24 protein-coding genes and 2 tRNA genes are annotated in these 21,542 nt (G+C 62.3%); 18 read left to right on the top strand and 8 right to left on the bottom strand.

The window, feature by feature from the left end; translation table 11 throughout:
* The first annotated feature begins 1 nt into the window (after position 1).
* From ACZ0AJ_RS02835 to ACZ0AJ_RS02775, 13 genes are all read left to right on the top strand, one after another.
* Positions 2 to 133: a hypothetical protein gene (locus tag ACZ0AJ_RS02835; RefSeq protein ID WP_499452633.1), complete on the top strand. Its 132-nt coding sequence runs from the start codon at positions 2 to 4 to the stop codon at positions 131 to 133.
* Between the two features lie 2 nt (positions 134 to 135).
* A complete protein-coding gene (locus ACZ0AJ_RS02830; protein WP_499452631.1) occupies positions 136 to 309 on the top strand; it encodes a hypothetical protein in 174 nt (57 codons plus the stop codon).
* A gap of 2 nt (positions 310 to 311) precedes the next feature.
* On the top strand, positions 312 to 722 hold the full coding sequence (locus ACZ0AJ_RS02825; protein ID WP_499452629.1) for a hypothetical protein: 411 nt from the start codon (positions 312 to 314) through the stop codon (positions 720 to 722).
* Positions 723 to 816: 94 nt separating this feature from the next.
* The gene (locus tag ACZ0AJ_RS02820; protein WP_499452627.1) at positions 817 to 978 is read left to right on the top strand and encodes a hypothetical protein; all 162 of its coding nucleotides are present in this window, start codon (positions 817 to 819) and stop codon (positions 976 to 978) included.
* The gene (locus ACZ0AJ_RS02815) at positions 978 to 1,493 is read left to right on the top strand and encodes a hypothetical protein (protein WP_499452625.1); all 516 of its coding nucleotides are present in this window, start codon (positions 978 to 980) and stop codon (positions 1,491 to 1,493) included. The genes ACZ0AJ_RS02820 and ACZ0AJ_RS02815 overlap by 1 nt, the downstream gene beginning before the upstream one ends.
* Positions 1,490 to 1,711 carry a DUF7446 family protein gene (locus ACZ0AJ_RS02810; RefSeq protein WP_499452623.1) on the top strand — a complete coding sequence of 74 codons (222 nt, stop codon included), beginning with the start codon at positions 1,490 to 1,492 and terminating at the stop codon, positions 1,709 to 1,711. Before ACZ0AJ_RS02815 ends, ACZ0AJ_RS02810 begins: the two co-directional genes overlap by 4 nt.
* Entirely contained in the window at positions 1,708 to 2,004 is a 297-nt protein-coding gene (locus ACZ0AJ_RS02805) for a hypothetical protein (protein ID WP_499452621.1), read from the top strand. The genes ACZ0AJ_RS02810 and ACZ0AJ_RS02805 overlap by 4 nt, the downstream gene beginning before the upstream one ends.
* Positions 2,001 to 3,212 (top strand): hypothetical protein, encoded by a 1,212-nt coding sequence (locus tag ACZ0AJ_RS02800; RefSeq protein WP_499452619.1) that lies wholly within the window; start codon positions 2,001 to 2,003, stop codon positions 3,210 to 3,212. The genes ACZ0AJ_RS02805 and ACZ0AJ_RS02800 overlap by 4 nt, the downstream gene beginning before the upstream one ends.
* Complete coding sequence (locus ACZ0AJ_RS02795; protein WP_499452617.1) at positions 3,209 to 3,421, top strand: hypothetical protein; 213 nt, start codon at positions 3,209 to 3,211, stop codon at positions 3,419 to 3,421. The genes ACZ0AJ_RS02800 and ACZ0AJ_RS02795 overlap by 4 nt, the downstream gene beginning before the upstream one ends.
* A complete protein-coding gene (locus tag ACZ0AJ_RS02790; protein WP_499452615.1) occupies positions 3,414 to 3,842 on the top strand; it encodes a hypothetical protein in 429 nt (142 codons plus the stop codon). The genes ACZ0AJ_RS02795 and ACZ0AJ_RS02790 overlap by 8 nt, the downstream gene beginning before the upstream one ends.
* The gene (locus ACZ0AJ_RS02785) at positions 3,839 to 4,018 is read left to right on the top strand and encodes a hypothetical protein (protein WP_499452613.1); all 180 of its coding nucleotides are present in this window, start codon (positions 3,839 to 3,841) and stop codon (positions 4,016 to 4,018) included. Before ACZ0AJ_RS02790 ends, ACZ0AJ_RS02785 begins: the two co-directional genes overlap by 4 nt.
* A gap of 17 nt (positions 4,019 to 4,035) precedes the next feature.
* On the top strand, positions 4,036 to 4,281 hold the full coding sequence (locus tag ACZ0AJ_RS02780) for a DUF4224 domain-containing protein (RefSeq protein WP_499452611.1): 246 nt from the start codon (positions 4,036 to 4,038) through the stop codon (positions 4,279 to 4,281).
* On the top strand, positions 4,265 to 5,314 hold the full coding sequence (locus ACZ0AJ_RS02775) for a tyrosine-type recombinase/integrase (RefSeq protein WP_499452609.1): 1,050 nt from the start codon (positions 4,265 to 4,267) through the stop codon (positions 5,312 to 5,314). Before ACZ0AJ_RS02780 ends, ACZ0AJ_RS02775 begins: the two co-directional genes overlap by 17 nt.
* A 96-nt stretch (positions 5,315 to 5,410) precedes the next feature.
* On the opposite strand, the gene ACZ0AJ_RS02770 is transcribed toward ACZ0AJ_RS02775, so the two are convergent.
* Positions 5,411 to 5,501: transfer RNA gene (locus ACZ0AJ_RS02770), tRNA-Ser, on the bottom strand.
* A gap of 169 nt (positions 5,502 to 5,670) precedes the next feature.
* On the opposite strand from ACZ0AJ_RS02770, the gene ACZ0AJ_RS02765 reads away from it, so the two are divergent.
* Positions 5,671 to 8,370 (top strand): polysaccharide deacetylase family protein, encoded by a 2,700-nt coding sequence (locus ACZ0AJ_RS02765; protein ID WP_499453830.1) that lies wholly within the window; start codon positions 5,671 to 5,673, stop codon positions 8,368 to 8,370.
* A 152-nt stretch (positions 8,371 to 8,522) separates the two neighbouring features.
* Here ACZ0AJ_RS02765 and acs read toward each other — a convergent pair whose 3' ends face one another.
* Positions 8,523 to 10,523 (bottom strand): acetate--CoA ligase, encoded by a 2,001-nt coding sequence (gene acs / locus ACZ0AJ_RS02760; protein ID WP_499452605.1) that lies wholly within the window; start codon positions 10,521 to 10,523, stop codon positions 8,523 to 8,525.
* Positions 10,524 to 10,743: 220 nt separating this feature from the next.
* On the opposite strand from acs, the gene ACZ0AJ_RS02755 reads away from it, so the two are divergent.
* From ACZ0AJ_RS02755 to ACZ0AJ_RS02740, 4 genes are all read left to right on the top strand, one after another.
* Positions 10,744 to 11,352 carry a TIGR00645 family protein gene (locus ACZ0AJ_RS02755; protein WP_332530314.1) on the top strand — a complete coding sequence of 203 codons (609 nt, stop codon included), beginning with the start codon at positions 10,744 to 10,746 and terminating at the stop codon, positions 11,350 to 11,352.
* A 34-nt stretch (positions 11,353 to 11,386) separates the two neighbouring features.
* A complete protein-coding gene (locus tag ACZ0AJ_RS02750) occupies positions 11,387 to 12,922 on the top strand; it encodes a fumarate hydratase (RefSeq protein ID WP_183549636.1) in 1,536 nt (511 codons plus the stop codon).
* A gap of 17 nt (positions 12,923 to 12,939) precedes the next feature.
* Positions 12,940 to 13,815 (top strand): glutamate racemase, encoded by an 876-nt coding sequence (murI, locus tag ACZ0AJ_RS02745; protein WP_499452602.1) that lies wholly within the window; start codon positions 12,940 to 12,942, stop codon positions 13,813 to 13,815.
* A 76-nt stretch (positions 13,816 to 13,891) separates the two neighbouring features.
* A tRNA-His gene (locus ACZ0AJ_RS02740) sits at positions 13,892 to 13,967 on the top strand.
* Positions 13,968 to 14,307: 340 nt separating this feature from the next.
* Here ACZ0AJ_RS02740 and ACZ0AJ_RS02735 read toward each other — a convergent pair.
* From ACZ0AJ_RS02735 to ACZ0AJ_RS02710, 6 genes are all read right to left on the bottom strand, one after another.
* Complete coding sequence (locus tag ACZ0AJ_RS02735) at positions 14,308 to 14,643, bottom strand: STY0301 family protein (protein WP_499452600.1); 336 nt, start codon at positions 14,641 to 14,643, stop codon at positions 14,308 to 14,310.
* On the bottom strand, positions 14,640 to 15,077 hold the full coding sequence (locus ACZ0AJ_RS02730) for a BPSL0067 family protein (protein WP_499452598.1): 438 nt from the start codon (positions 15,075 to 15,077) through the stop codon (positions 14,640 to 14,642). Before ACZ0AJ_RS02730 ends, ACZ0AJ_RS02735 begins: the two co-directional genes overlap by 4 nt.
* Before the next feature lie 135 nt (positions 15,078 to 15,212).
* Positions 15,213 to 15,587, bottom strand: a complete 375-nt coding sequence (locus tag ACZ0AJ_RS02725) for a hypothetical protein (RefSeq protein ID WP_499452596.1) — start codon at positions 15,585 to 15,587, stop codon at positions 15,213 to 15,215.
* Positions 15,588 to 15,845: 258 nt separating this feature from the next.
* Complete coding sequence (locus ACZ0AJ_RS02720) at positions 15,846 to 16,550, bottom strand: hypothetical protein (protein WP_499453826.1); 705 nt, start codon at positions 16,548 to 16,550, stop codon at positions 15,846 to 15,848.
* 34 nt (positions 16,551 to 16,584) lie between these two features.
* Positions 16,585 to 17,619, bottom strand: coding sequence for a hypothetical protein (locus tag ACZ0AJ_RS02715; RefSeq protein ID WP_499452592.1), 1,035 nt, complete (start codon positions 17,617 to 17,619; stop codon positions 16,585 to 16,587).
* 190 nt (positions 17,620 to 17,809) lie between these two features.
* Positions 17,810 to 21,532 carry a tubulin-like doman-containing protein gene (locus ACZ0AJ_RS02710; RefSeq protein WP_499453824.1) on the bottom strand — a complete coding sequence of 1,241 codons (3,723 nt, stop codon included), beginning with the start codon at positions 21,530 to 21,532 and terminating at the stop codon, positions 17,810 to 17,812.
* Between the last annotated feature and the right edge of the window lie 10 nt (positions 21,533 to 21,542).

The following is a 21,542-nucleotide window of genomic DNA, read 5'->3' as shown; positions in this document are numbered from 1 at the left end:
CATGAGCTACCGCATCACCGCCCGCACCAGCGCCGGCAGCACCACCTACACCGCCATCGGCGACCGTGATGCGCTGATCGATGCAGCGTATGACGACGGCGCTCTGGGCGTCACCGTGATGGCTCAGGACTGACCATGGCCACGAAGAAGCGCCGCCGCGCGCTGACCGCCGACGAGCAGGCCCTGACGCCGGCGGACCGTGACGCCATCCGGCAGGCGCGCATCAACTCGCAGTCCAGCCGCTACCAGCGCGAGGTGGCGATCGAAAAAGCTCACGCCGCCGCCCGTCCAACCGAACCGAGGAAATGACCATGATCGCTATCACCCAGGCAGTGCCGACGATCCGCGAAGGTGAGCGCATCGTCCCTGCCGCCGACAACCGCGAGCTGATGCGCCGCCTGGCGGAGCACGCATACCCGGGCGTGACCGGCCCTGCCACGCCCCTGGCGCTGTCGAGCGCACTCGATCAGTGCCGAGTGATCAGTGACCCGCTGCGCCAGTGGGTCGACGTCGAGACGGAGGAAATGCTCGACTATGCGAAGGCGCGGCCCGACGTGTTCGAGATCCGCACGCTGTACGCGATGCCGGTCGACGAATTGGCTCGCGCGCCGAACTTCACCGTGCGCGCAGCCCTGGATGTGATCGACCAGGCGCGCCGGGATCGCAAGGTGGCCGCCTCCAAGCTGCGCGCGGCACTGGCTGTACTGGAGGAAATGCCATGAGCGAGCACCGCCTGCGGGTCATCAAGTGGAAGTGCGCGATCGTCTTCCTGCATTGCGTCGTGTGCAGCGCGGCGATCGCCCACGGGTGGCCGCTGTGACCTTTGAAGAATTGCGTATCACCTACCAGTGCCCCGAGCAGATGGCCCGCGATCTTTTCGCCCAGGTCGCGCTCGAGCAGGCACTCCGCGCCAAGGCCGAAAACAAACTGAACCCGCCGGCACCGCGCCGCGCCCACCGAGACCGAGAGGAAGACTGATGGAACAAGTACTCCCCCGCCGCACCGCCGGCATCCCGCGCACATGGGCGCTGTGTATGACCAGTGAAAACCACGGGACTGTCGGCAAAGCCGGCGACCCGTTCAGCCACGCACCGGGAAAGCACGAGCGCGTGCAGGTCGTCGAGATCGTCGCCGCTGGCACGCCGCCAGCGCCAGACGTCGACCTGGCCGGCTTGGTGCGCATCGACGTCGCCGACCTGATCGGAAAACTGGGCGAGGTCCACACCTGGGCTCGCAACTTGCCAATCCCAACCATTGGCGCCAGCAGCGCGATGCGCAAAGTAAGCGAGGTGAAGGAGGCGCTCGCCGCCGTCCCTGTCGCGGCACAAGCCGGTCAGGTAGCGGTGCCGGTCGATGCGATTGCCAAGCTGGACAAAGTGTCACGGTGGATTGACAAGTTTCCAATCCCGACTACCGGAGCCACGGCAATGATCTGCCACCTGCGGGATGTGAAAGAAGCTCTCGCCCCATCGCCAGCAAAGGAATCGAAATGACCCGCATTGCCACTACAGCCATCACCAAGCGCATCCAAGCTGGCCGCGTGAACAAGGCAGGCGACTCGTTCGTTGGAACGCCAAAGGACGTAACCAGCGATGTTCTCAAGGCGATTTATGACCATGTGGGCCACGGCAACACCGTAACTGTTACCGAAAACGGCGTGGAAGCATTTGAAATCACTGTGCGTGACTTGCGCCAAGGGGAATCGAAATGAGCAATCCAACTGAACTGCCGGACCGCGTGGAAGCATTGCGCGCTGCGTTGAAGCAAATCAGCGAGACACGCTTCGGATACGACGGCGATTGTGGCGTAACGTCGATTGCCGATGAAGCTCTGTCTGCGGACGATGAAGCCGCACGCCCAAAAAGTGAAGCCGATCTAATCAAGCGCGGATGGTTGCCGCCCGAGCGCTTAGAAGTGATCGCTACGAAATGGGACAGGACGCGAATCAAGAACGGCACCTATAACAGCGTAGGAGAAACTTTGCGAAAGGATTTCAAACCATGACCGCCGATTACAAAATGGCATGTGACAAGCCGAATGAACACAGTGTGGACTGCCGTTCGAAAGAGGGCATATCGACAGGGCTAATTGATGGTGTTATTGCGATAGCAAGAGTGCTGAGAAAATCTGACCTCAGTCACCCTGCTGTTATAGGCGCATTAAAAGATTTGCGCGCGGATAATGACGTCGCATTTATCGTAGGCAGCCGCGCCCAGCCAGAGGGCCTGAGCATCGCCCTGCGAGAAGTGACAGACAAGCTCAGCGCCACGGCCGCCGAAAACCTGTCGCTCAGCATGGCAAACATCGACCTGCGCGACCAGCTTGCGTGTCTGACAGACCAGCCAGAGGGCGAAGCGCCGCAAGCCTCAATGGTTTTAGATGCAAACCGGTACGTTTATCTCGCCAGCACGGCCGACTGGAGCGAGATCGAAGACCTGCTTCGACGAAGCGATGCCGAGAGCGCCATGGAGCTGAAACGCGATCTTGATAAGTTGATCGACACGCGCCTAAAAGACGCGAATACGTTGCCGCTCTACGCTGCCGCCACTTTGTCGCCTCTTTGTGGCGCCCAGCATGCAGAGAGCGGCAAAGAGGCTGTCGATGTTCTCCGCCGGGCCGCGCAGTACTTCGAAGACTTCTACGCCAATGCCAAGGTGCGGGGATGCGCCTCAGTTTATGAGCACGTTCGTGTGCTCGGATTGGATGCCCGCGCAGCCCTCGCCGCCCAGCAAGCCGCAGCACCCGGCACGCTGGGCTGGGTCAACGACGTAGTGCGCGACGTAGCCGAGCTGCCCGACCGAGACAGCCCGCCTGGCCGGGAAGACATGATGCTGGTGACGGTCAACGAACTGCACGACATCATCGAACGGCACGCACCCAGCGCCCCCGGCACACCGGAAGCGCCGCAGACCGCAGCCGCGCGCGACGTGCTGGCCGAGCGCCAGCGCCAGGTCGAGCAGGAAGGCTGGACAACTTTGCACGACGACGAGCACAGCGAATCAGAAATGTCGTTGGCGGGAGCGTGCTACGCGCTGTCGGCCGGGGGATATGCCAAGGGGATGACCCCGCCCATCTGGCCATGGAGCAGAGATTGGTGGAAGCCAACGTACGGCCGATATGACCTGATCCGGGCAGGTGCTTTGCTGCTAGCGGAGATCGAACGCCTGGACCGCGCCGCCCAGCTCGACGGCGGCCAGGAAGGGAGCATATGACGACTTACTCAAAGAAGGATGCCTTGGGTGCGCTCACTCTAGACCAGCTTGAACTAATGGCGAGCAGCGACCCAAGTTTTGTAATCAGTTTTCTGGAGAATCGATCTGGCTTGGACGCGCATAGAATCCGCCTTCTGCTGGAGCTAGGCGCGATAGAGGCGAAGCGCCTTGCTGCGGAAATGAAGGAAGGGAGCGAATCAAATGGCTGATACCAATATAGCTCTGCAATCTGCATTGATAGCATGGTGGGAGTGCCACCGCCCGCTTGGCTGGGTGGAAGAGGATCACGTAGCAAAGCCACTGGTGAACTGCCAGGCCGATGAGGAACAGGCGCTTGCTTTGATCGCAGCTGATATTGCCCGCAGCGCCCTTGCTTCTCGCCCTGCTGAGGTGGACGACGAGCGCCAGTGGGTTGTCGTTGGCGGCCGGCGCGCTGGTCGCACTTTCCTGGCAGCGCTGGCGCGGGACGCGGAGCGGTACCGCTGGATGCGTAATGCGCAGTGGTTTAAAGCGGGCTTGGCCAAGACCGAGTTGAACGCCAGCTCATTCCATTACAGCGGCGATCTGCTGGATCAGCTGGTAGACGCGGGCCGCGCTGCCGACATGCACGGCGAAGGCGCTGGCAAATGAAGCTCGATGAGATCACACGTACGGCGCGTCGCGATCATCTGTGCGCCTTCTGCGGCATGACCGTGCGCACTGGCGAGCGGTACGTGCGCGCGCAGTCGCCGGGTGGCGCGCAGGCCAAGAAGCCGTTTCACAGTGCATGCTACGTCGGCCTGGTCGCCAGCGCTGGGCGAAAATAGAAGTTGGAAAGGGTTTTATGATGTCCGAAATGTTCTTGAGTTCCGACGAGATCCACAGCATGACCGATCGAGTGCAGCGCCGCGCGCAGGCGAAGATGCTGCGCGCTATGGGTATCGAGTTCCGCCAGCGCGCCGACGGCAGCCTGGCCGTGCTGCGCTCGCACGTCGAGCAGCTGTTCGGAGTCGCGTCAGCGCCGGCCTCGGCACGGAAGAAGACACCCACGGAACCGAACTGGGGAGCGATGAATGCCGCGCGCGCGTAAGCCCGAGAATCAGGGCTTGCCGAAGCGCTGGCGCCTTGCTCATGGCTGCTACTACTACCAGGTGCCGCCCGGCCAAGAGGCCGCGTGGGACGGGAAGCAGACATTCCGACTTGGCGCCAACCTGCCGGAGGCCTACAAGGTGTGGGCCGAGAGGCTGCAGGTGGTCGATCGGGCAAAGACTGTCGCCGCCCTGCTCGATCGGTACGCGCTGGAGGTGATCCCGCTCAAGAGCGTAACGACCCAAACGCAGAATGCGTCGGCGATCAAGCCGGTGCGCGCGACGTTCGGCCCGATGGCCTTGACCGACATCAAGCCGCGGCACGTGTACCAATACGTCGACCGCCGCGAAAAGAAGACGGCAGCGCGCCGGGAAATGGAATTGCTGTCGCACGCGCTGACGAAGGCCGTGGAGTGGGGATACCTGGACCGCCACCCGTTCAAGGGCGAGGTCAGGCTGGAAGGAGAGAAGCCGCGCACGCGCTATGTCGAGGACTGGGAGATCGTCGAGTGCTTGTCGCTGGAGGCGCGCCGGAAGTCGGGCAGCGTGCTGGCGGCCCAGGCCTATATCCGCCTGAAGCTGCTGACGGGCATGCGGCGCGGCGACATGCTGCGCCTCACGATGTCAGACCTGCAGGAAGACGGCATCTACGTCGAGCCCGGCAAGACGTCAGGGTCGACCGGCAAGCGCATGGTGATTACCTGGTCGGACGAGCTGCGCGAAGCGGTAGCCACGGCGAAGGCGGCGCGGCCGGTGCCGCTGTCGCCGTACCTGTTCTGCACGCTCGCCGGCGAATGCTACTTCAAGGACAACGGCCGGGCCGGCAGTTGGGAATCGCTCTGGCGCAACTTCATGGCCAGGGTGATGGAGGAAACGAAGGTGACCGAACACTTCACCGAGCACGACCTGCGCGCCAAGTGCGCCAGCGATGCAAGCACCCTGGAGCATGCCCGCAGCCTGCTCGCGCACGCTGACAGCAAGATCACGGACCGGGTCTATCGGCGCCGGCCGGACATGGTCAAACCACTGAGGTGACCATTTGAATAGTACAGCCCAAATCTATAGTAAAACGGGCAAAAAAAATCCTCCGAATCAGGAGGATTTTATTCACTAAATCAATGACTTGTGTTCTGGCGGAGAGAGGGGGATTCGAACCCCCGGTAGGCTATGAACCTACACACGCTTTCCAGGCGTGCGACTTAAACCACTCATCCATCTCTCCTGATGGTCGACGTGCGCGTTCCACGAAGCCGCTCATTATAACAACAATTCCTGGTAGTACAAGACCGATCCTGCAACGTCCTGCTCGCCCTCTTTTCACGCATAACCTGTGAATGGTATCGTTCCCGGCTGGCCTGCCCATCCGGCACGCTACCCGCAACGGATACGTCGTGAAACGCACATCACTTTATCTCATCATCTTCGCTGTGGCCGCCGCTGGCGCCGGCGCCGGCTCCTGGCTTGTGAACCGCACCCCGACCGGGGCGCCGACAACAAAGCCTGCCCCCGCAACCGCCACCAGCACCCAGGACGCCAGCGCCATCGCAACCGAGCTGCGCGCCATGCTCGACGCTTACCGCAAGATCATCGTGCTGACCCACGACGAGGCCACGCTGCCCGCCGCCGAGCGTGCCCAGGCAAACCGCATCGGCCAGCAGCTGTTCCACGAAAACCAGGAACGCATCGGTCGCGTCGAGACGGCGCTGGCCACGCTGATCGCGTCGAACAACCCACGCCGCTTCGACGCCATCGGCACCCTGCTCGACTATATCGAGTCGGGCGACGGCCTGTATGACGCCGACCGGCTGGCATTTCGCGAAACCCTGCGCAGCCTGCAGGCGCAGATCGCCAGCGATTCGTCGCTCGCCGCGATCAAGCTGCACAAGCGGATTTCGGAAGACCTCGACGCGCTGGCTGAGATCGAACGTAATTACGAGAAGGAGATCCGCGCGATCTTCGCGCGCTACGATACCCGCGCGATCGAGCTGAAGCGCGAGAAGTGGGACAGCTACATCGCCTACCTGAAAAACCTCTACACGCGCGAACGCATCCTGAAGGAATACGGCGTCGTGCTGCCCTACCCCGCTGTGCCCAAACCGGAACCTGCTGCCCCAGAACCGGGCGCGCCAGCGCAGGCCGGGCGTGAAGGCGCTGAAATCTTCGGCAAGTCGCTCCCGAAAAAGACCGTGCTGCTCACCTTCGACGATGGCCCGCACCGCCGCTACAGCGAAGAAATCGCCGCGATCCTCAAGCAGTACAACGCGCCGGCGATCTTCTTCAACGTCGGGCGCAACCTGGGCGCGCTCGATGCGCAGGGTGCAGCCAAACTGAGCGCCAATGCCCAGGTAAGCCGCAAGCTCAAGGACGCCGGTTACGTGCTGGCCAATCACAGCCTCACGCATGCGCAGTTGTCCAAGCAGACGGGCGCGAAGCTCAAGTCCGAAATCCTCGATACCGATACGCTGCTCAAGGCGGTCGATCCGCAGCGCTCATCGCTGTTTCGCTTTCCGTATGGCGCGCGCAATCGCGAAGGCATGCAATTGCTGGCCGATGCGCAGCTCACGTCGATGATGTGGAATATCGATTCGCTCGACTGGGCCGACCCGGTGCCGTCGTCGATCGCCGACCGCGTGCTGCGCAGCGTCGAGAAGGAAGGCCGCGGCATCATTCTGTTCCACGATATCCACGAGCGCACCGTCAAGGCGTTGCCGATGATTCTGGAACGCCTGGCGGCCGAGGGCTATCAATTTGCCGGCTGGGATGGCGCCAAGTTCCAAGTCGACAGCAAGGCAGCGCCCGCGCCGGCGCCACGCGCGGCGGCCACTGGCTACGCCAATTCGTGGGCGATCCTGGTGGGCATCGACAATTATCCGAAATGGCCTCGCCTCGAATATGCGGTGCGCGATGCGGAAGGCGTCGAGCGGCTGCTGGTGCAGAAGTTCGGCTTTGCGCAGGAGCGCGTGATCACGCTAAAGAATGAACAGGCCACGCGTCACGGCATCCTGGCCGCGTTCCACGATCGCCTGGCCCACGGCGGCTTGCAGCCGAACGACCGCGTGTTCGTGTTCTTCGCGGGGCATGGCGCGACGCGCAAACTCAGTTCGGGGCGCGATCTCGGCTACATCGTGCCGTTCGATGCCGACCCGAACAACCTGGCCACCGATGCGATTCCGATGACCGAAATTCAGAACATCGCCGAGAGCCTGCCGGCCAAGCACGCGCTGTTCGTGATGGACGCCTGTTACAGCGGCCTTGGCCTGACGCGCGGCGCGGCCAACGCGTCGTTCTTGCGCGATAACGCGCGTCGCATGGGCCGGCAGATGCTGACGGCCGGCGGCACCGACCAGCTGGTGGCCGATGGCGGGCCGAATGGCCACTCGGTCTTCACTTGGACCCTGATGCAGGGCCTGGGCGGCAAAGGTGACCTGAATGGCGATGGCCTGATCACGGCCACCGAGCTGGCGGCGTATGTGGCGCCAGCGGTGTCCAGCGTGTCGCAGCAGACGCCGGCTTTTGGCAGCTTGCCAGGGTCGGAAGGCGGCGACTTCGTATTCGAGCTGCCAGAAGAAACGGAGTTCCTCACGGCCGGCACGGCGCAGTTGTCGAACGATGCGATTGCGCTCAATACGCGGCTCGATGCGCAGGCATCGAAGGCAACGGGCACCGTCGTGGTCAAGGATCTGCAGGGTGGCGAGACGCGGCTCAAGGCGCCGGCGGCGGTGCCGGTGTCGAGCCGCCAGCAGGCGCAGCGGGCCAATGACCTGGGTTTGCAACTGTATAAAGAGAAGCAGTATGCGCAGGCTGAGGCGCAGTTTACCGAGGCGCTCAAGCTGCGGCCGGATTTCGCGCTGGCGGCGAACAATCTGGGCTTCGTGTTCTACAAGCAGGATCGTTTTGTAGAGGCGGCGCGCTGGTTTGAAAATACCGTCAAGATCGATCCGTCGCGGGCGATTGCGTATCGCAATTTAGGTGATGCGTATGTGAGGTCGAAGCAGCCGCAGAAAGCCAGGGCGGCGTTCACGACGTATCTCGAATTGGCGCCGGCCGGTGCGGGTGCGGCGTATGCGAAAGAGCAGTTACAGAAGTTGTGATGGGGGCGGTGGACCAGTGGCCCGCGCTCTAAAAAACGTCGTTCCCGCGGAGGCGGGAACCCAAGCTATGCTTGCGTGGCCACCAGATTTTGCTGATGTGGCTGCGCAGAGAAACTTGGGTTCCCGCCTTCGCGGGAACGACGGGGTGCGGTTTATGCCGATTCTTTTAGCTGCTCAAGGATTGCTGGGTTTTCAAGCGTCGACACATCCTGCGTGATGTTCTCGCCCTTGGCCAGCACGCGCAGCAGGCGGCGCATGATCTTGCCTGAGCGGGTTTTTGGCAGGTTGTCGCCGAAGCGGATTTCTTTTGGCTTGGCGATCGGACCGATCTCCTTGCCCACCCACGCACGCAGTTCATTGGCGATTTTTTTCGCTTCTTCGCCAGTTGGTCGCGCGCCCTTGAGCACGACGAAGGCGCAGATCGATTCGCCCGTCGTGTCGTCCGGGCGACCCACCACCGCCGCTTCGGCCACCAGCGAATTGGCGACCAGCGCCGATTCGATTTCCATCGTGCCCATGCGGTGGCCCGATACGTTCAGCACGTCGTCGATGCGGCCCGTGATCGTGAAGTTGCCGGTGTCCTTGTTACGGATCGCGCCGTCGCCCGCCAGGTAGTATTTGCCACCCAGCTCATCCGGGAAGTAACTGGTGCGGAACCGGTCCGGGTTGTTCCAGATGGTGCGGATCATCGACGGCCATGGGCGCTTGACGACCAGGATGCCGCCCTGCCCGTTCGGCACGTCGGCGCCGGCTTCATCGACAATCGCGGCCATGATGCCCGGCAGTGGCAGCGTGCACGAACCCGGCACCATCGGTGTCGCGCCCGGCAGCGGCGTGATCATGTGGCCGCCCGTTTCGGTCTGCCAGAAGGTGTCGACGATCGGGCAGCGTTCGCCGCCGACGTTCTTGTAGTACCACATCCAGGCTTCCGGATTGATCGGCTCGCCGACCGAACCCAAGAGGCGCAGGCTCGACAGGTCGGAATTCTTCGGATGGACTTTCTCGTCCACGTCCGACGCCTTGATCAGCGAGCGGATCGCCGTTGGCGCCGTGTAGAAGATGCTGACCTTGTGCTTTTCGATCGTCTTCCAGAAGCGGCTAGCGTTCGGGAAAGTCGGCACGCCTTCGAACACGACCTGCGTGCCACCGACGGCCAACGGGCCATAGGCGATGTAGGTGTGGCCGGTGATCCAGCCGATGTCGGCGGTGCACCAGAAGACGTCGTCAGGCTTCAGGTCGAATGTCCACTTCATGGTCAGCGCGGCCCACAGCAGGTAACCGCCGGTGGAGTGCTGCACGCCTTTCGGGGTGCCGGTCGAGCCGGACGTGTAGAGGATGAACAGCGGGTGCTCGGCGTCGACCCATTCCGGCTCGCAGTCGGCCGACTGGCCTTCGACCAGCTCGTGCAGCCACAGGTCGCGGCCTTCCTTGAAAGCGACGTCGCCACCGGTGCGCTTGTAGACGATGACGTCCTTGACCGTGTCGCAGCCGCCCATGCCCAGGGCTTCGTCAACGATGGCTTTGAGGGGCAGCGATTTGCCGCCGCGCTGCTGCTCGTCGGCCGTGATGACCGCGACCGCGCCGGCGTCGATGATGCGCTCCTGCAGCGACTTGGCGGAGAAGCCGCCAAACACCACCGAGTGGGTCGCGCCGATACGGGCGCAGGCCTGCATCGCGCTGATGCCTTCGACCGACATCGACATGTAGATGATGACGCGGTCGCCCTTCTTGATGCCGCGCGACTTGAGCGCATTGGCGAATTTGCAGACACGCTCGTGCAGCTCGCGGTAGGTCACGCGGTTGACGGCGCCGTCGTCGGCTTCGAAGATGATCGCAGTCTTGTCGGCGTTGCCGTTTTCAAGGTTGCGGTCGAGGCAGTTGTACGACGCATTGAGCTGACCGTCGCCGAACCATTTGTAGAACGGTGCGTCAGACTCGTCGAGCGTGCTGGTGAATGGCTTGTGCCAGTCGAGGTTCTCGCGCGCCAGGCGCGCCCAGAAACCTTCGTAGTCGCTGGCGGCTTCGGCGCACAGCTTGTCGTAGGCGGCCATGCCGCTGACCGTGGCGTTGGCGGCAAATTCGTGCGGCGGCTGGAACACGCGGTGCTCTTGCAGGCCCTGGGATTGCTCCTGCGTTGTCTCGTTGTCGGACATATCAGTCTCCATTCTAGTTAGTGGGTTATGCCGATACCATAGGGGCGCTCGCTTACTGAGCCCTTACACATTGCCCCCCGGCGACTGGCTGGCGCCGCCCGATTCATTCTAACGCCGTCCGTTGCAAAGCGGGCAAGTGCTCTTCCGACGACACTGTAACGCCAGCGCCGGTGTAAAATGCCGTGCTGAATTTTCTCGCATTTCCTGGAGTTCCATCCCGATGTCGTCTCTGCCCCCGAACCAGCCTTTTCGCAAGCTGTCGCCCCTCAATTCGCTGATTTTCTCGAGCCGCTGGCTGCAACTGCCGCTCTACCTGGGCCTGATCCTGGCCCAGTGCGTCTACGTCTTTCACTTCTGGGTCGAACTCGTCGACCTGATCGGCGCCGCCATGGGCAACGCCGATTCGCTCAAACACATCATCGATGCCGTCAGCGTTCCGGGCGCCCTGCGCCCTACCCGGCTCAATGAAACCATCATCATGCTGGTCGTGCTCGGCCTGATCGATGTGGTGATGATCTCGAACCTCTTGATTATGGTGATCATCGGGGGTTATGAGACGTTCGTGTCGCGCATGCATCTGGATGGTCACCCGGACCAGCCAGAATGGTTGTCGCACGTGAACGCGTCGGTCCTGAAGACCAAGCTGGCGATGGCGATCATCGGCATTTCGTCGATTCATCTGCTCAAGACTTTCATCAACGCGTCGTCATACGATGTGAAGACGCTGTTCTTCCAGACCCTGATCCACTTCGCGTTCCTGCTCTCGGCCATGGCGATTGCCTACACCGACCGCATCGTGATGAGCACGCACAACGACAAGCACGCTTAAAACAAACATTCCTGGTACCCCTGAAAGAGCGAACATGGCAACCGTGATTACCCAAGACGACCTGATCGAATCGGTCGCGGCAGCACTGCAGTACATCAGCTACTACCACCCTGCGGATTACATCCAGCACCTGGCGCGCGCCTACGAGGCCGAGCAGAGCCCGGCTGCCAAGGATGCGATCGCCCAGATCCTGACCAATTCGCGCATGTGCGCCGAAGGCAAGCGCCCGATCTGCCAGGACACCGGCATCGTCAACGTGTTCCTGAAAATCGGCATGGGCGTGCGCTTCGAGGGTTTCACGGGCACCGTCACGGACGCCGTCAATGAAGGCGTGCGCCGCGCCTACAACTTCGCCGACAACAAGCTGCGCGCCTCGATCGTCGCGGACCCGCATTTCGAGCGCAAGAATACCAAGGACAACACCCCGGCCGTGGTGCACATGGAACTGGTCGAAGGCGAGACCGTCGACGTGAAAGTCGCAGCCAAAGGCGGCGGCTCGGAAAATAAAACCAAGTTCGTCATGCTCAACCCATCCGACTCGCTGGTCGACTGGGTGCTGAAAACCGTGCCGCTGATGGGCGCGGGCTGGTGCCCGCCGGGCATGCTCGGCATCGGTATCGGCGGCACCGCCGAGAAGGCGATGCTGATGGCCAAAGAGTCGCTGATGGAAGACATCGACATGTACGAGCTGCGCCAGCGCGGCCCGAACAACAAACTCGAAGAGCTGCGCATCGAGCTGTGCGACAAGATCAATGCGCTGGGCATCGGCGCGCAGGGCCTGGGCGGCCTGACCACGGTGCTGGACGTGAAGATCAATATGTACCCGACCCACGCGGCCTCCAAGCCCGTGGCGATGATCCCGAACTGCGCCGCCACGCGCCACGCGCACTTCGTGCTCGACGGCTCGGGCCCGGTCTACATCGAACCGCCTGCGCTGTCGAGCTGGCCTGATGTGAACTGGACGCCGGACACGCAGAAATCCAAGCGCGTCGACCTGAACACGCTGACGAAAGAAGAAGTCGCTTCGTGGCAGCCTGGCCAGACGCTGCTGCTCAACGGCAAGATGCTGACGGGCCGCGACGCCGCGCACAAGCGCATCCAGGACATGCTGGCCAAGGGCGAATCGCTGCCAGTGGACTTCACCAACCGCGTGATCTATTACGTCGGCCCAGTCGACCCGGTCGGCGACGAAGTGGTCGGCCCGGCTGGCCCGACGACCGCCACGCGCATGGACAAGTTCACCGACATGATGCTCGAGCAGACCGGCCTGATCTCGATGATCGGCAAGGCCGAGCGCGGCCCGGCCGCCATCGAGTCGATCAAGAAGCACCAGTCGGCCTACCTGATGGCGGTCGGCGGCTCGGCGTACCTGGTCTCGAAAGCGATCAAGTCGGCCACCGTGGTCGGCTTTGCGGACCTGGGCATGGAAGCGATCTACGAGTTCGACGTGACCGACATGCCAGTGACCGTCGCCGTCGACTCGACCGGCACGTCGGTCCACACGACCGGCCCGAAGGAATGGTCGGCCAAGATCGAATCGCTGCGCGGCGTGCCGATCAACGTCGCATAACACCTCTCCCCTTCAGCATGGTTTCCACCACGCTTTCCCACGACGCCCCGGTCGGCATTTTCGACTCGGGCGTCGGCGGCCTCTCGGTGCTGCGCCACATCCAGGCGCAACTGCCGCATGAACACCTGTTGTACGTTGCCGATTCCGGCTATGCGCCCTATGGCGACAAGCCGGAATCGCTCGTCATTGCGCGCGTGCTGGCGATTGCCGATTTCCTGATTGCGCAAGGTGCGAAAGCAATTGTGGTGGCGTGCAATACGGCCACCGTGGCGGCCGTGCGCGTGCTGCGTGAGACGCATCCGGGGATGCCGGTCGTGGGGGTGGAGCCGGGGTTGAAGCCCGCTGCTGCACTCACCCGCAGTGGCAAGGTGGGCGTGCTGGCGACGGCGCGCACGCTGCAAGGGGCAAAGTTCTTGCTACTGCGGGACCAGATCCATCGTGAGACCGGCGTGGATTTCTTATTGCAGCCGTGCGTGGGCCTGGTGGACCAGATCGAGCTGGGCGAGCTGGACTCCAGCGCCATGATGGCCACGCTGGACCGCTTCATTGCGCCACTGCTGGCACAGGAGGCCGACACGCTGGTGCTGGGTTGCACGCACTATCCGTTGGTGCGTGGCGCGATCGAGCGGCTGCTGGTGGGTATGGGGCGTGGTGACGTGGCGCTGGTGGATACGGGGGACGCTGTAGCGCGGCAACTGACGCGTTTGCTGGTGGCTGGCGGGTTGGCGCGGGCTGTGGGCACTGAGGGGCTGTCAGCTTGCCTGACGGGCTATACGACGGCCAGTGCGGCCGCGCTGACGGCGGCGTTTCGCAGCCTGCTGGGGATCGATCCGCCCGTGTACGCGGTCGACATTGCCGAGCCGCAAGCACCCTCTGCTTCGACATGCAATTAAATTTGCAAGCACGGGCTAAAGTTTATATAATCTTGTTCTGTCGCGGAAACAACGAGACAGATGTAGTAGTTCAGTGGTGGCTGTAGCTCAGTTGGTAGAGTCCAGGATTGTGATTCCTGTTGTCGTGGGTTCGAGCCCCATCAGCCACCCCACAGAATGCAAGTAAAAAGCCCAGTCTTCGGACTGGGCTTTTTGCGTTCTGATCCGAACAAAAGCCGGGGTCAGGTCTGACATTCGGACACGAGCTCAGGCTTGAAGAGCATCGAAGATTAGGGAGTTTTGCTGAGCGAACAAAAGCCGGGGTCAGGTCTGACATTCGGACACGAGCTCAGGCTTAAAGAGCATCGAAGACTAGGGAGTTTTGCTAAGCCAAGAGATTCGATACGTGCAGCAGGGATTGAGAGGCGAATGCAGAGTACATGTCTGAATGTCAGCCCCCCCTTTCTGACCTGACCCATCTTTCTTGAACCTGGCGAAAGTAGGGGCGCAAAATCATTTGCACTGGACGGATGCTGTCACCCGGCGTGACTCCAGTGTTCGCTGTTTGAGTATGCAATGTTTCGCGGAAGGGCTCACGCGATACCAGCGAGAGATGGTGGGCTGATACCAGCAGGCTATCCACCTCACCTCGCCACCATTGAAGCCGAATCTGACATCGTGGCCGCCGTGCACCGTTTTCGGCTCACCCATCAATTCGTACTGTTTCCCATCACCTTCAAACATGCCGGCTCCGATGAGTCGCGCTCCAAAATTCTCCGCAGGGCATTCGATTACCTCTGCTTGCACGGCGCCAGAAATCAAGATAATTGCGAGCAGTGCTATCTTCATTTGGAAACCACCACGTAGAACTGGTCTGCGTTATCTGAGTCGGAATAGGCACTTCCTTCGGCCTTACTTTTGCCCCGCGCGACGATTTCCTGCTGCCTGATAGTATCTGGGATGCGCGTGCGCCACTGGTCCATGACCCGTATATTCTTTGGTTTGGTACTCGACACGCTCCTTCCGCAAAAATCCACGAACTGAGCCGCATAGTATCCATGCTGATTCGGGAAGCGCCCATTACCCTGCTCGTCGAATACGAAGTTCGCGATCACCGTTCCCGGATTCAAATAGCTCAGGTCGACTACGCGAGGTCCTGGCCTCCATCGGCTCGTATGCCCCACATTTGGCGTTGCCTGCACAAGCGCTACACACTCGCCATCTGAGAACGGTGCGCGACCGTTTAGTTTTTCCACGTCCCCAGAATATATGAAATAGGCCATACCTACGCGCGGGGCGTCAAGGCAGTTGCTCCACGGGTCTGTGTAACGGATTGTGTTCGAAAAGCAATCCGCTTGCAATGCGGCTTCTCTTCCATATCATTGCCGACGAGGACCCTATCGCTAAACATGCTCGCGCTAGCTCCAGACAAAGGCCACGTGTTCCTTGTCTCTATCGTCAATGACAAAAGCTCGAACGTACATGCGAAAATTTTCAGCGACATACACTTCGGTGCGAAAAATCTTGAGTGCTGAAGCGTCAACGTGATGTCGCCGAAGGTGCTCCGATAGTCCAGCCCAGTAAGCCTCTACACATTTTTGTACCCGTGACGGGAGGTCGCGCGATACTTCGCCATCGGCAGGAATCCAGTTGATGATGACCTTCTCGCCGCGTCGCTCTCTGGCGAGCTTGTACACGTCCTCATAGACGAAGGCACCGTCCACGTAGTTCATTTCGCTCATGAAGGAGTGCGACCAGTTATGCGCCATCGAGCGAATAAGTTTGTACTTCATCCAGATGTGCTCCCCGTCGGCGCCAATGCCCGCCGTTGGCGGCTCGTCCGTGATTGTTACATGCGAGCACAATGTCGTTGCTAACGGCCCAAGAAAGGTGGGATCGGGTCTGACATTCAGACACGTGCTCTGCATTCGCCTCGCAATCCCTGCTGCACGTATCGAATCTCTTCGCTCAGCAAAACTCCCTAGTCTTCGATGCTCTTTAAGCCTGAGCTCGTGTCCGAATGTCAGACCTGACCCCGGCTTTAGTTTGAGTCAGCGACTAGCAATCATCACCTGCTCCACCCCATTCCACACGAGCTGCGTATTCAAATCCCGCGACGCCGACAGCTTGCCGTTGACGTACAAATTGGTCCGCAGCGCATACCTTCCCTGCGACGCATCCTTCGGCAACGTGATTTCAAACGAGTTCTCGAAGCGTCCGCCCGAGTTGTTGGTCAGCGCTTTCGAGCCTGATTTGAACTGCTTGCCATCCTGATCGAACACCACCAGTTCTTCGCGCACTTGCATGACCGGCGTCGTCGCACCGTTCACCAGTTCAACAGTCGACGTCACCACCACTGGCTTGCCACGCTGCACCGTACTGGCATTCAGGCGCGGCTGGTACGACACCACTTGCGGCTCGGCAGGCAGACGGCCCCGCGTGCGGATGAAGTCGTTGTCGACCTGGGCGGCGGTGCGGGTCTGGCGTGATTGCGAATTGATCGCCACACAGCCGAGTGCGGCCACGATGCCACCGGCGGCGGCGCCCCTTGCTGCGCCGCGTTTGCCGTCCATCAAGGCGCCCAGCAGTGCGCCGGCTGCGGCGCCCATCAGTGCCGATGAGCCTACGGCGCACGGGTCCTGCTCGGCGGCCACGCCGCCTTGCGGGTACTGCGTTTGCGACATGCCGCTCTGGCCCGTGGTGGCGCAGCCGGATACCAGGCTCGTCAGCAACGTCAGGACAACGATCTTTTTCATTGGCGTTTTCATGGTTTTCCCTGATGAGACTGCATTATCTGATGGTGGTTTCTTCTTGCAGCATCTGGCGTTCGCGATCGCGGATCTGCTGCATCATGCTGTCGAGCTGCGGATTGTTCGGGTCGGCCCGACGTGCGCTTTCTACATAGGTTTTGGCGGCGTCAAATTTTCGCTGCAACAGCGCCTGCTCGGCATCGCGCAGGAACATCGTCGCCATCGACGTGCGCTGCGCTGCGCTCGCGTCTTGCGTACCTGACGCAGTCGGCGCACTCGGCGCACGCTGCGCAGCCGGCTCCTGGCTTGGTGCACGCTGGACCGGCGCGGCGCCTGGCATGAAGACCTCGGCAGGCGGCGCTGGCTGGGCTGCAGCCGCAGCGGCGGCATCCAGTGCATCAACCTCCCATTTGAGCTGGTTCAGGCTGGGTTCATCGCGGTTCAGGCCCGTCAGTTTGGCCAGTGCCGCCCTGGCTTGCGCCTGATCACGTGCATCGAGCGCACTGCGCACGTCAGCCAGCGCTCCCTTGATGGCTTCCTGGGTCGCCTCCAGCCGGGTGCGCAAGGCTTCGGCCTCCGGCTTGTTTGAACACGCTGCCGTCAATTCGTTCAGTCCTGCGCGTGCACGACCAGGCCGGCTGTCCTGCAGCAAGCCGTCGATTGAACGGAAATTGCGCTGGCAGGCGTTGTCGGTCTTTTCCGCTGCCGCAATCGCACGTTGCAAGGTGTTGACCTTGGCGCGCTCCTTGTCGCCGCATTCGGCGCTGGCCCGCAGCGCCTGGGTGCGCGCGGCGGCAAGGTCGCCCGACGTGACCGCCTGGGTGCCCAGGTCGAAGGCCGATTCGCAGGCGCTTTCCTCGATCACCGGTTTGTCCCGGGAACCCATGTTGTAGAGCACGACCAGCAGCAGCGCGATCCCGCCGGCGATCCACTTGCCCTTCCCGCCTTTGCGCGTTGCGGGCGGTATCGGCGCGCGATCGGCTACAGGCCGGGAAGGCGTTGTGGGCGCAGATGGCGGCACAGCGGCAACCGGCGGCACGCTTGCCGCCGGCGCTGCAGCAGGTGGCGGCGTCACGACAGGCGTAGCAGGCGCAGGAACGCTCGGCGGCGCTGGTACCGCAGCAACCGAAGGAGCAGCGAAAGGAGCAGCAGCCGGCACAACCTTGCGCACCGCCCCATCCACCCCTTCACCACAGAATGGACAAAACGCCACCTCACCCTGCAGCGTCGCACTGCAGCCAGAACACTGTTTCAAAGTCTCATCCTCACAGCATCGGTGGCAACGGCGGCGGCGATGCCGGCGCCCCGAACAGCATCGTCAATTCCGGCAACTGCCCCAGCTCACCCCAGGCCGCAAGACCCACGCGCCACACCTTCGTGCCGGCAACCGCAACCTGCCCCGCCTGCACCATCTGCACGATCTGCTGCGCGCTGTACGGCCCGAACTGCTGCCCACCAATACCCAGATGATATTGATGCTCGACGAGCGGCGGCGGCATCCCCAGTGGCGGTGGCGTCGCGCCAAGCGGCGGCGGCGTGCCAGGCATGCCCGGCGCACCAGCCGGGAACGTAGCAACAGGCGCAGTAGCCTGCGGCGCCAGCAAGGCATCTAACTTACCGGCATTGAACGCATCCGGCTTGATCACGTATTTCAGGCGCAGATGACCATCCTCGCCCGGCTCGCGCACTTCCCAGTCGTAGGCATCTTCATCCGAATCCGGCACGACGCTCGCCCACTCCGTCAGCACCTCGAGCAGTTGTTCGTCGGCGCGGTCGATGTCGCGCTGACTCATCCCTTTGCGGCGGGCCTTCTCGGCCAGCTCGCGTTTGGCTTCGCCGGCAATCGCGCTGGCAAAGCCCTTGCGATCATCCTGCGCGCCGGTCGCGTCTTCCACCAGTTTCGGCGTGTAGACGGCCGTCTCGTAATAGCTGGCCAGCGCCGCCAGGGCGACGGTCTGGCTGGCGTCGAGTTCGGCCAAACGTTCCTGCACCCGTTCGACGATGGCGTCGCGGTAAGTAGCTGGCAGCCCGTTCTGGCGAATGGCGCGTTCGTTGCCGATGCGGCGCACGTCGCCGCGCGCGACGGCAAACTGGTACTGCCCGCGCGGGATCACGCGCTGGGTCGAGCGCGTCAGGATGCCCAGCATGATCGCTTGCAGGTACTGCTTGAAGTCTTCGGCCAGGCGGTTGATTTCGTCGGTCGTCGGCGCCATCGGATGGCTGAACTGGGTCGAGTCGATGTGCGTGTGGGTCGGGTTCTTTTCGGCTTCCTTGCGGTAGCTGGTGCGCCACCCTTCCATGCCGCGCAGCACCGTCATCGGGATGCCGGACAGTTCGCAGTAGCAGACGGCGCGGCCCGGCACACCGGTCTCGACGATGGACAATTGCGCCGCGGTGATATTGGCCTGGGTCGGCACGCAGGTATTGAGTTCGGCGCCAAACAGGCGTTTAAAACGGTCGGCATTGGCCACGCCGACGAAGCACTTGAACTGGTCGGCCTTCACGGTGAAGTCGCCCGACAGGTTCGCGTCGATCCACGGCATCGCGCAGGCCAGCAGTTTGCGGAAGCGGTCCATCCGTTCGGCCGGGTTCATCTGTTCCAGGGCCTCGATCAACGGATCGTGATCGACGTTGTCCGCATCGCCCGCACCGGCCAGCGTCAACTGCCGCTCGGCCATGCGTTTGACTTTGTTGATGATTTCGCTGCGCTGGGCGGCGTCGCCCAGCATCGGGAACAGCACCTTCGAGCCGCCCAGATCCTTGAACGCCTCATCGGCCCATTCGCGCAGTTGCAGCGCGCCCGGCATCGGCACGTTGCGCTCGGCCACCGGCACCGTGATCAACGTAGCGTGGTCCTTGTTCAGGTCTTGCTGGATGATGGCGTTGGCGTGCTGCAGCTGGCCCAGCATGGTCAGTACGGCTTCGCGGCCGGCCTGCAATTCGCCGACCAGGCCGTTCCAGATGGCGCGGCCCTGCGCGTCGACGCCGTTCTTCTTGCCCAGCCAGGCGGACAGGTCGGCCATCAGGATCGCCGCTTCGTCGGCTGCCTTGGCGCGCAGGTGGAACTTGAGCGCGTTGGCGATTTCGGTGCGCAGGTGGTCCAGCACCGTGACCGCCTGCTTTTCGTTATTGCTGCTGAAGAAGCCGCCTTTGGTTTGTTCGAGGTTGGCCAGCAGGCGTTCGTATTCGCGGGTGCGCACCGCTTCCTTGATTTCGCGGTAACGCTCGCTGTTGAGCTTCAGAGCGCTGATCAGGCCCGTGCCCGGTGCTTCGAGCCGGTCCTTGATCTGCTCGACCAGCGACAGCACATATTCGAGGCCGCCGAAATCCTTGTTGTCGAGGTAAGCGTAGAGCTGGTCGCGGATCGCATGCTTGATGCGCTCCAGCACTTCGCGGCGACGCTTGACCACGCGGTCTTCGGTCGTGTCGGCGGTGGAGTCCTGGTCGCGCACCGAGTCGCGCTCGAGCTGCTGCACGGTCTCTCGCACCTGCGTCGGCCACTCAGCGCGATCGAACCCGGTACGGATGCTGTCGATGCGTGCATTGACGCGCTGCTCGACGCCGGCCAGCAGCAGGCCGTGCTTGTCCTGCAGCAGATCGTCGACGAGGGCGTAATCGAGGAACTCGCCGCTGGAGCGTTTCAGCTCGACGTTACGGTCGGAGAAGGTCGGGAAGTCGCTGAACGGCGCGGCGCGCAGCGCCATCTGGGCCGCCATGAATTCATCGCGCTGCTTGTCGGTGGCGCGGTTCACGCCGGTGTCGACGCCGCCTACGCCAAAGAACGCCTTGAGCATGGCGCCGGCCCAGCGGTGCGCGCGCTCTTCGCGCCGCGCTTCCTGGCGCGTGTCGAGCACGGCCTGGCCAAACGACGAGAAGCGCTTCGAGTACGACAGGCGCATGTCGGCAAAACGGTTCTTCGGCACCAGCGCGTCGTGCAGGAAGTTCTTGTGCTGCGCCTGGTTGACGGCCACCGAGCGCTTGCGGCGCGCGAAGTCGCCCGATGCAAAATCTTCGAACAGCGTGTCGGCCACCATGTGGTAGACATCCTTGACGTCGTTCGTGTGCTGCTGCGCCAGGTTGCCCGAATCGATCAGATAGACTTCGCTGTATGGCTCGCGCGGTAATTCCGGCTGGTCGTAGGCATCCCAGCGGCCCACGTAGCCCTTGTTGCCGAGCATGGCCGATTCGAGTTCCATCAGCGCGGCGTAGCCGTTCGCTTCGGTGCGCTCCTTGTTGGCGCCAGCGTAGCCGGTCGGCAAAAACAGCATCAGTTCGACGTCGGCATTGCCCACCTCGGACTTGGCCAGCCAGCGCGCCAGCAGACCCATGTCGAGGAAGGCGCCGGAACCGGTGCCGCCGGCCACCGAGCCCACGATGACGATGCGGAACTTCTCGGTTTCCATGCGCAGGCCCAGGCGCGCCAGTTGCTGCTCGTGCGACAGGCCGGCCTTGAGCGTCTTGAGCTTCAGGCGGATCTTGTCGCGGATCTTGGTGTACTTGTCGAACAGGTACAGGCGCGAGACGGCGCGGATCTGGCCCGCGCCCTTCGATGGATCGATGCCCAGTTCGCGGATTTTCTTTGGCGTCAGCGACAGCCATTCCTTGATGTGCGGGTATTTCTCGAGCGCGTCGTCGTCGCGGCTGTACTTGTCCATGTCGAAGGCTTCGACGATTTTCTCTTCGTCGGTGAACTTGACCTGGTCAAATTGCAGGTCTTCGGCCTGGGCGCGGCCGCTGTCGATGACGGCGCCCGTGTCGAGGTCGAACTGGATGAACTGCGCGACCGGAAATTCGGCCAGGCTGTCGACGCGGGTGCGCGCGCCGTTGCCGCCCCACAGCGTGTTGAGAATGCGGCGGCGTACGCGCATCAGCACTTCCATGCCGGTGCCGCCGATGCCGATGAACAGCGTCGGGCGCAGGTCGATGCTCTGCTCCTGCTTGCGTTCGCCGGTACCGGCGCCGATCGTTTGGTTCAGATTATCTGCCATGTCGCGTGGT

The sequence above is a fragment of the Telluria sp. AC161 genome (assembly GCF_979258535.1).
Note: the sequence above shows the minus strand (reverse complement) of the source record. Positions and strands in the feature narration are given on the sequence as shown.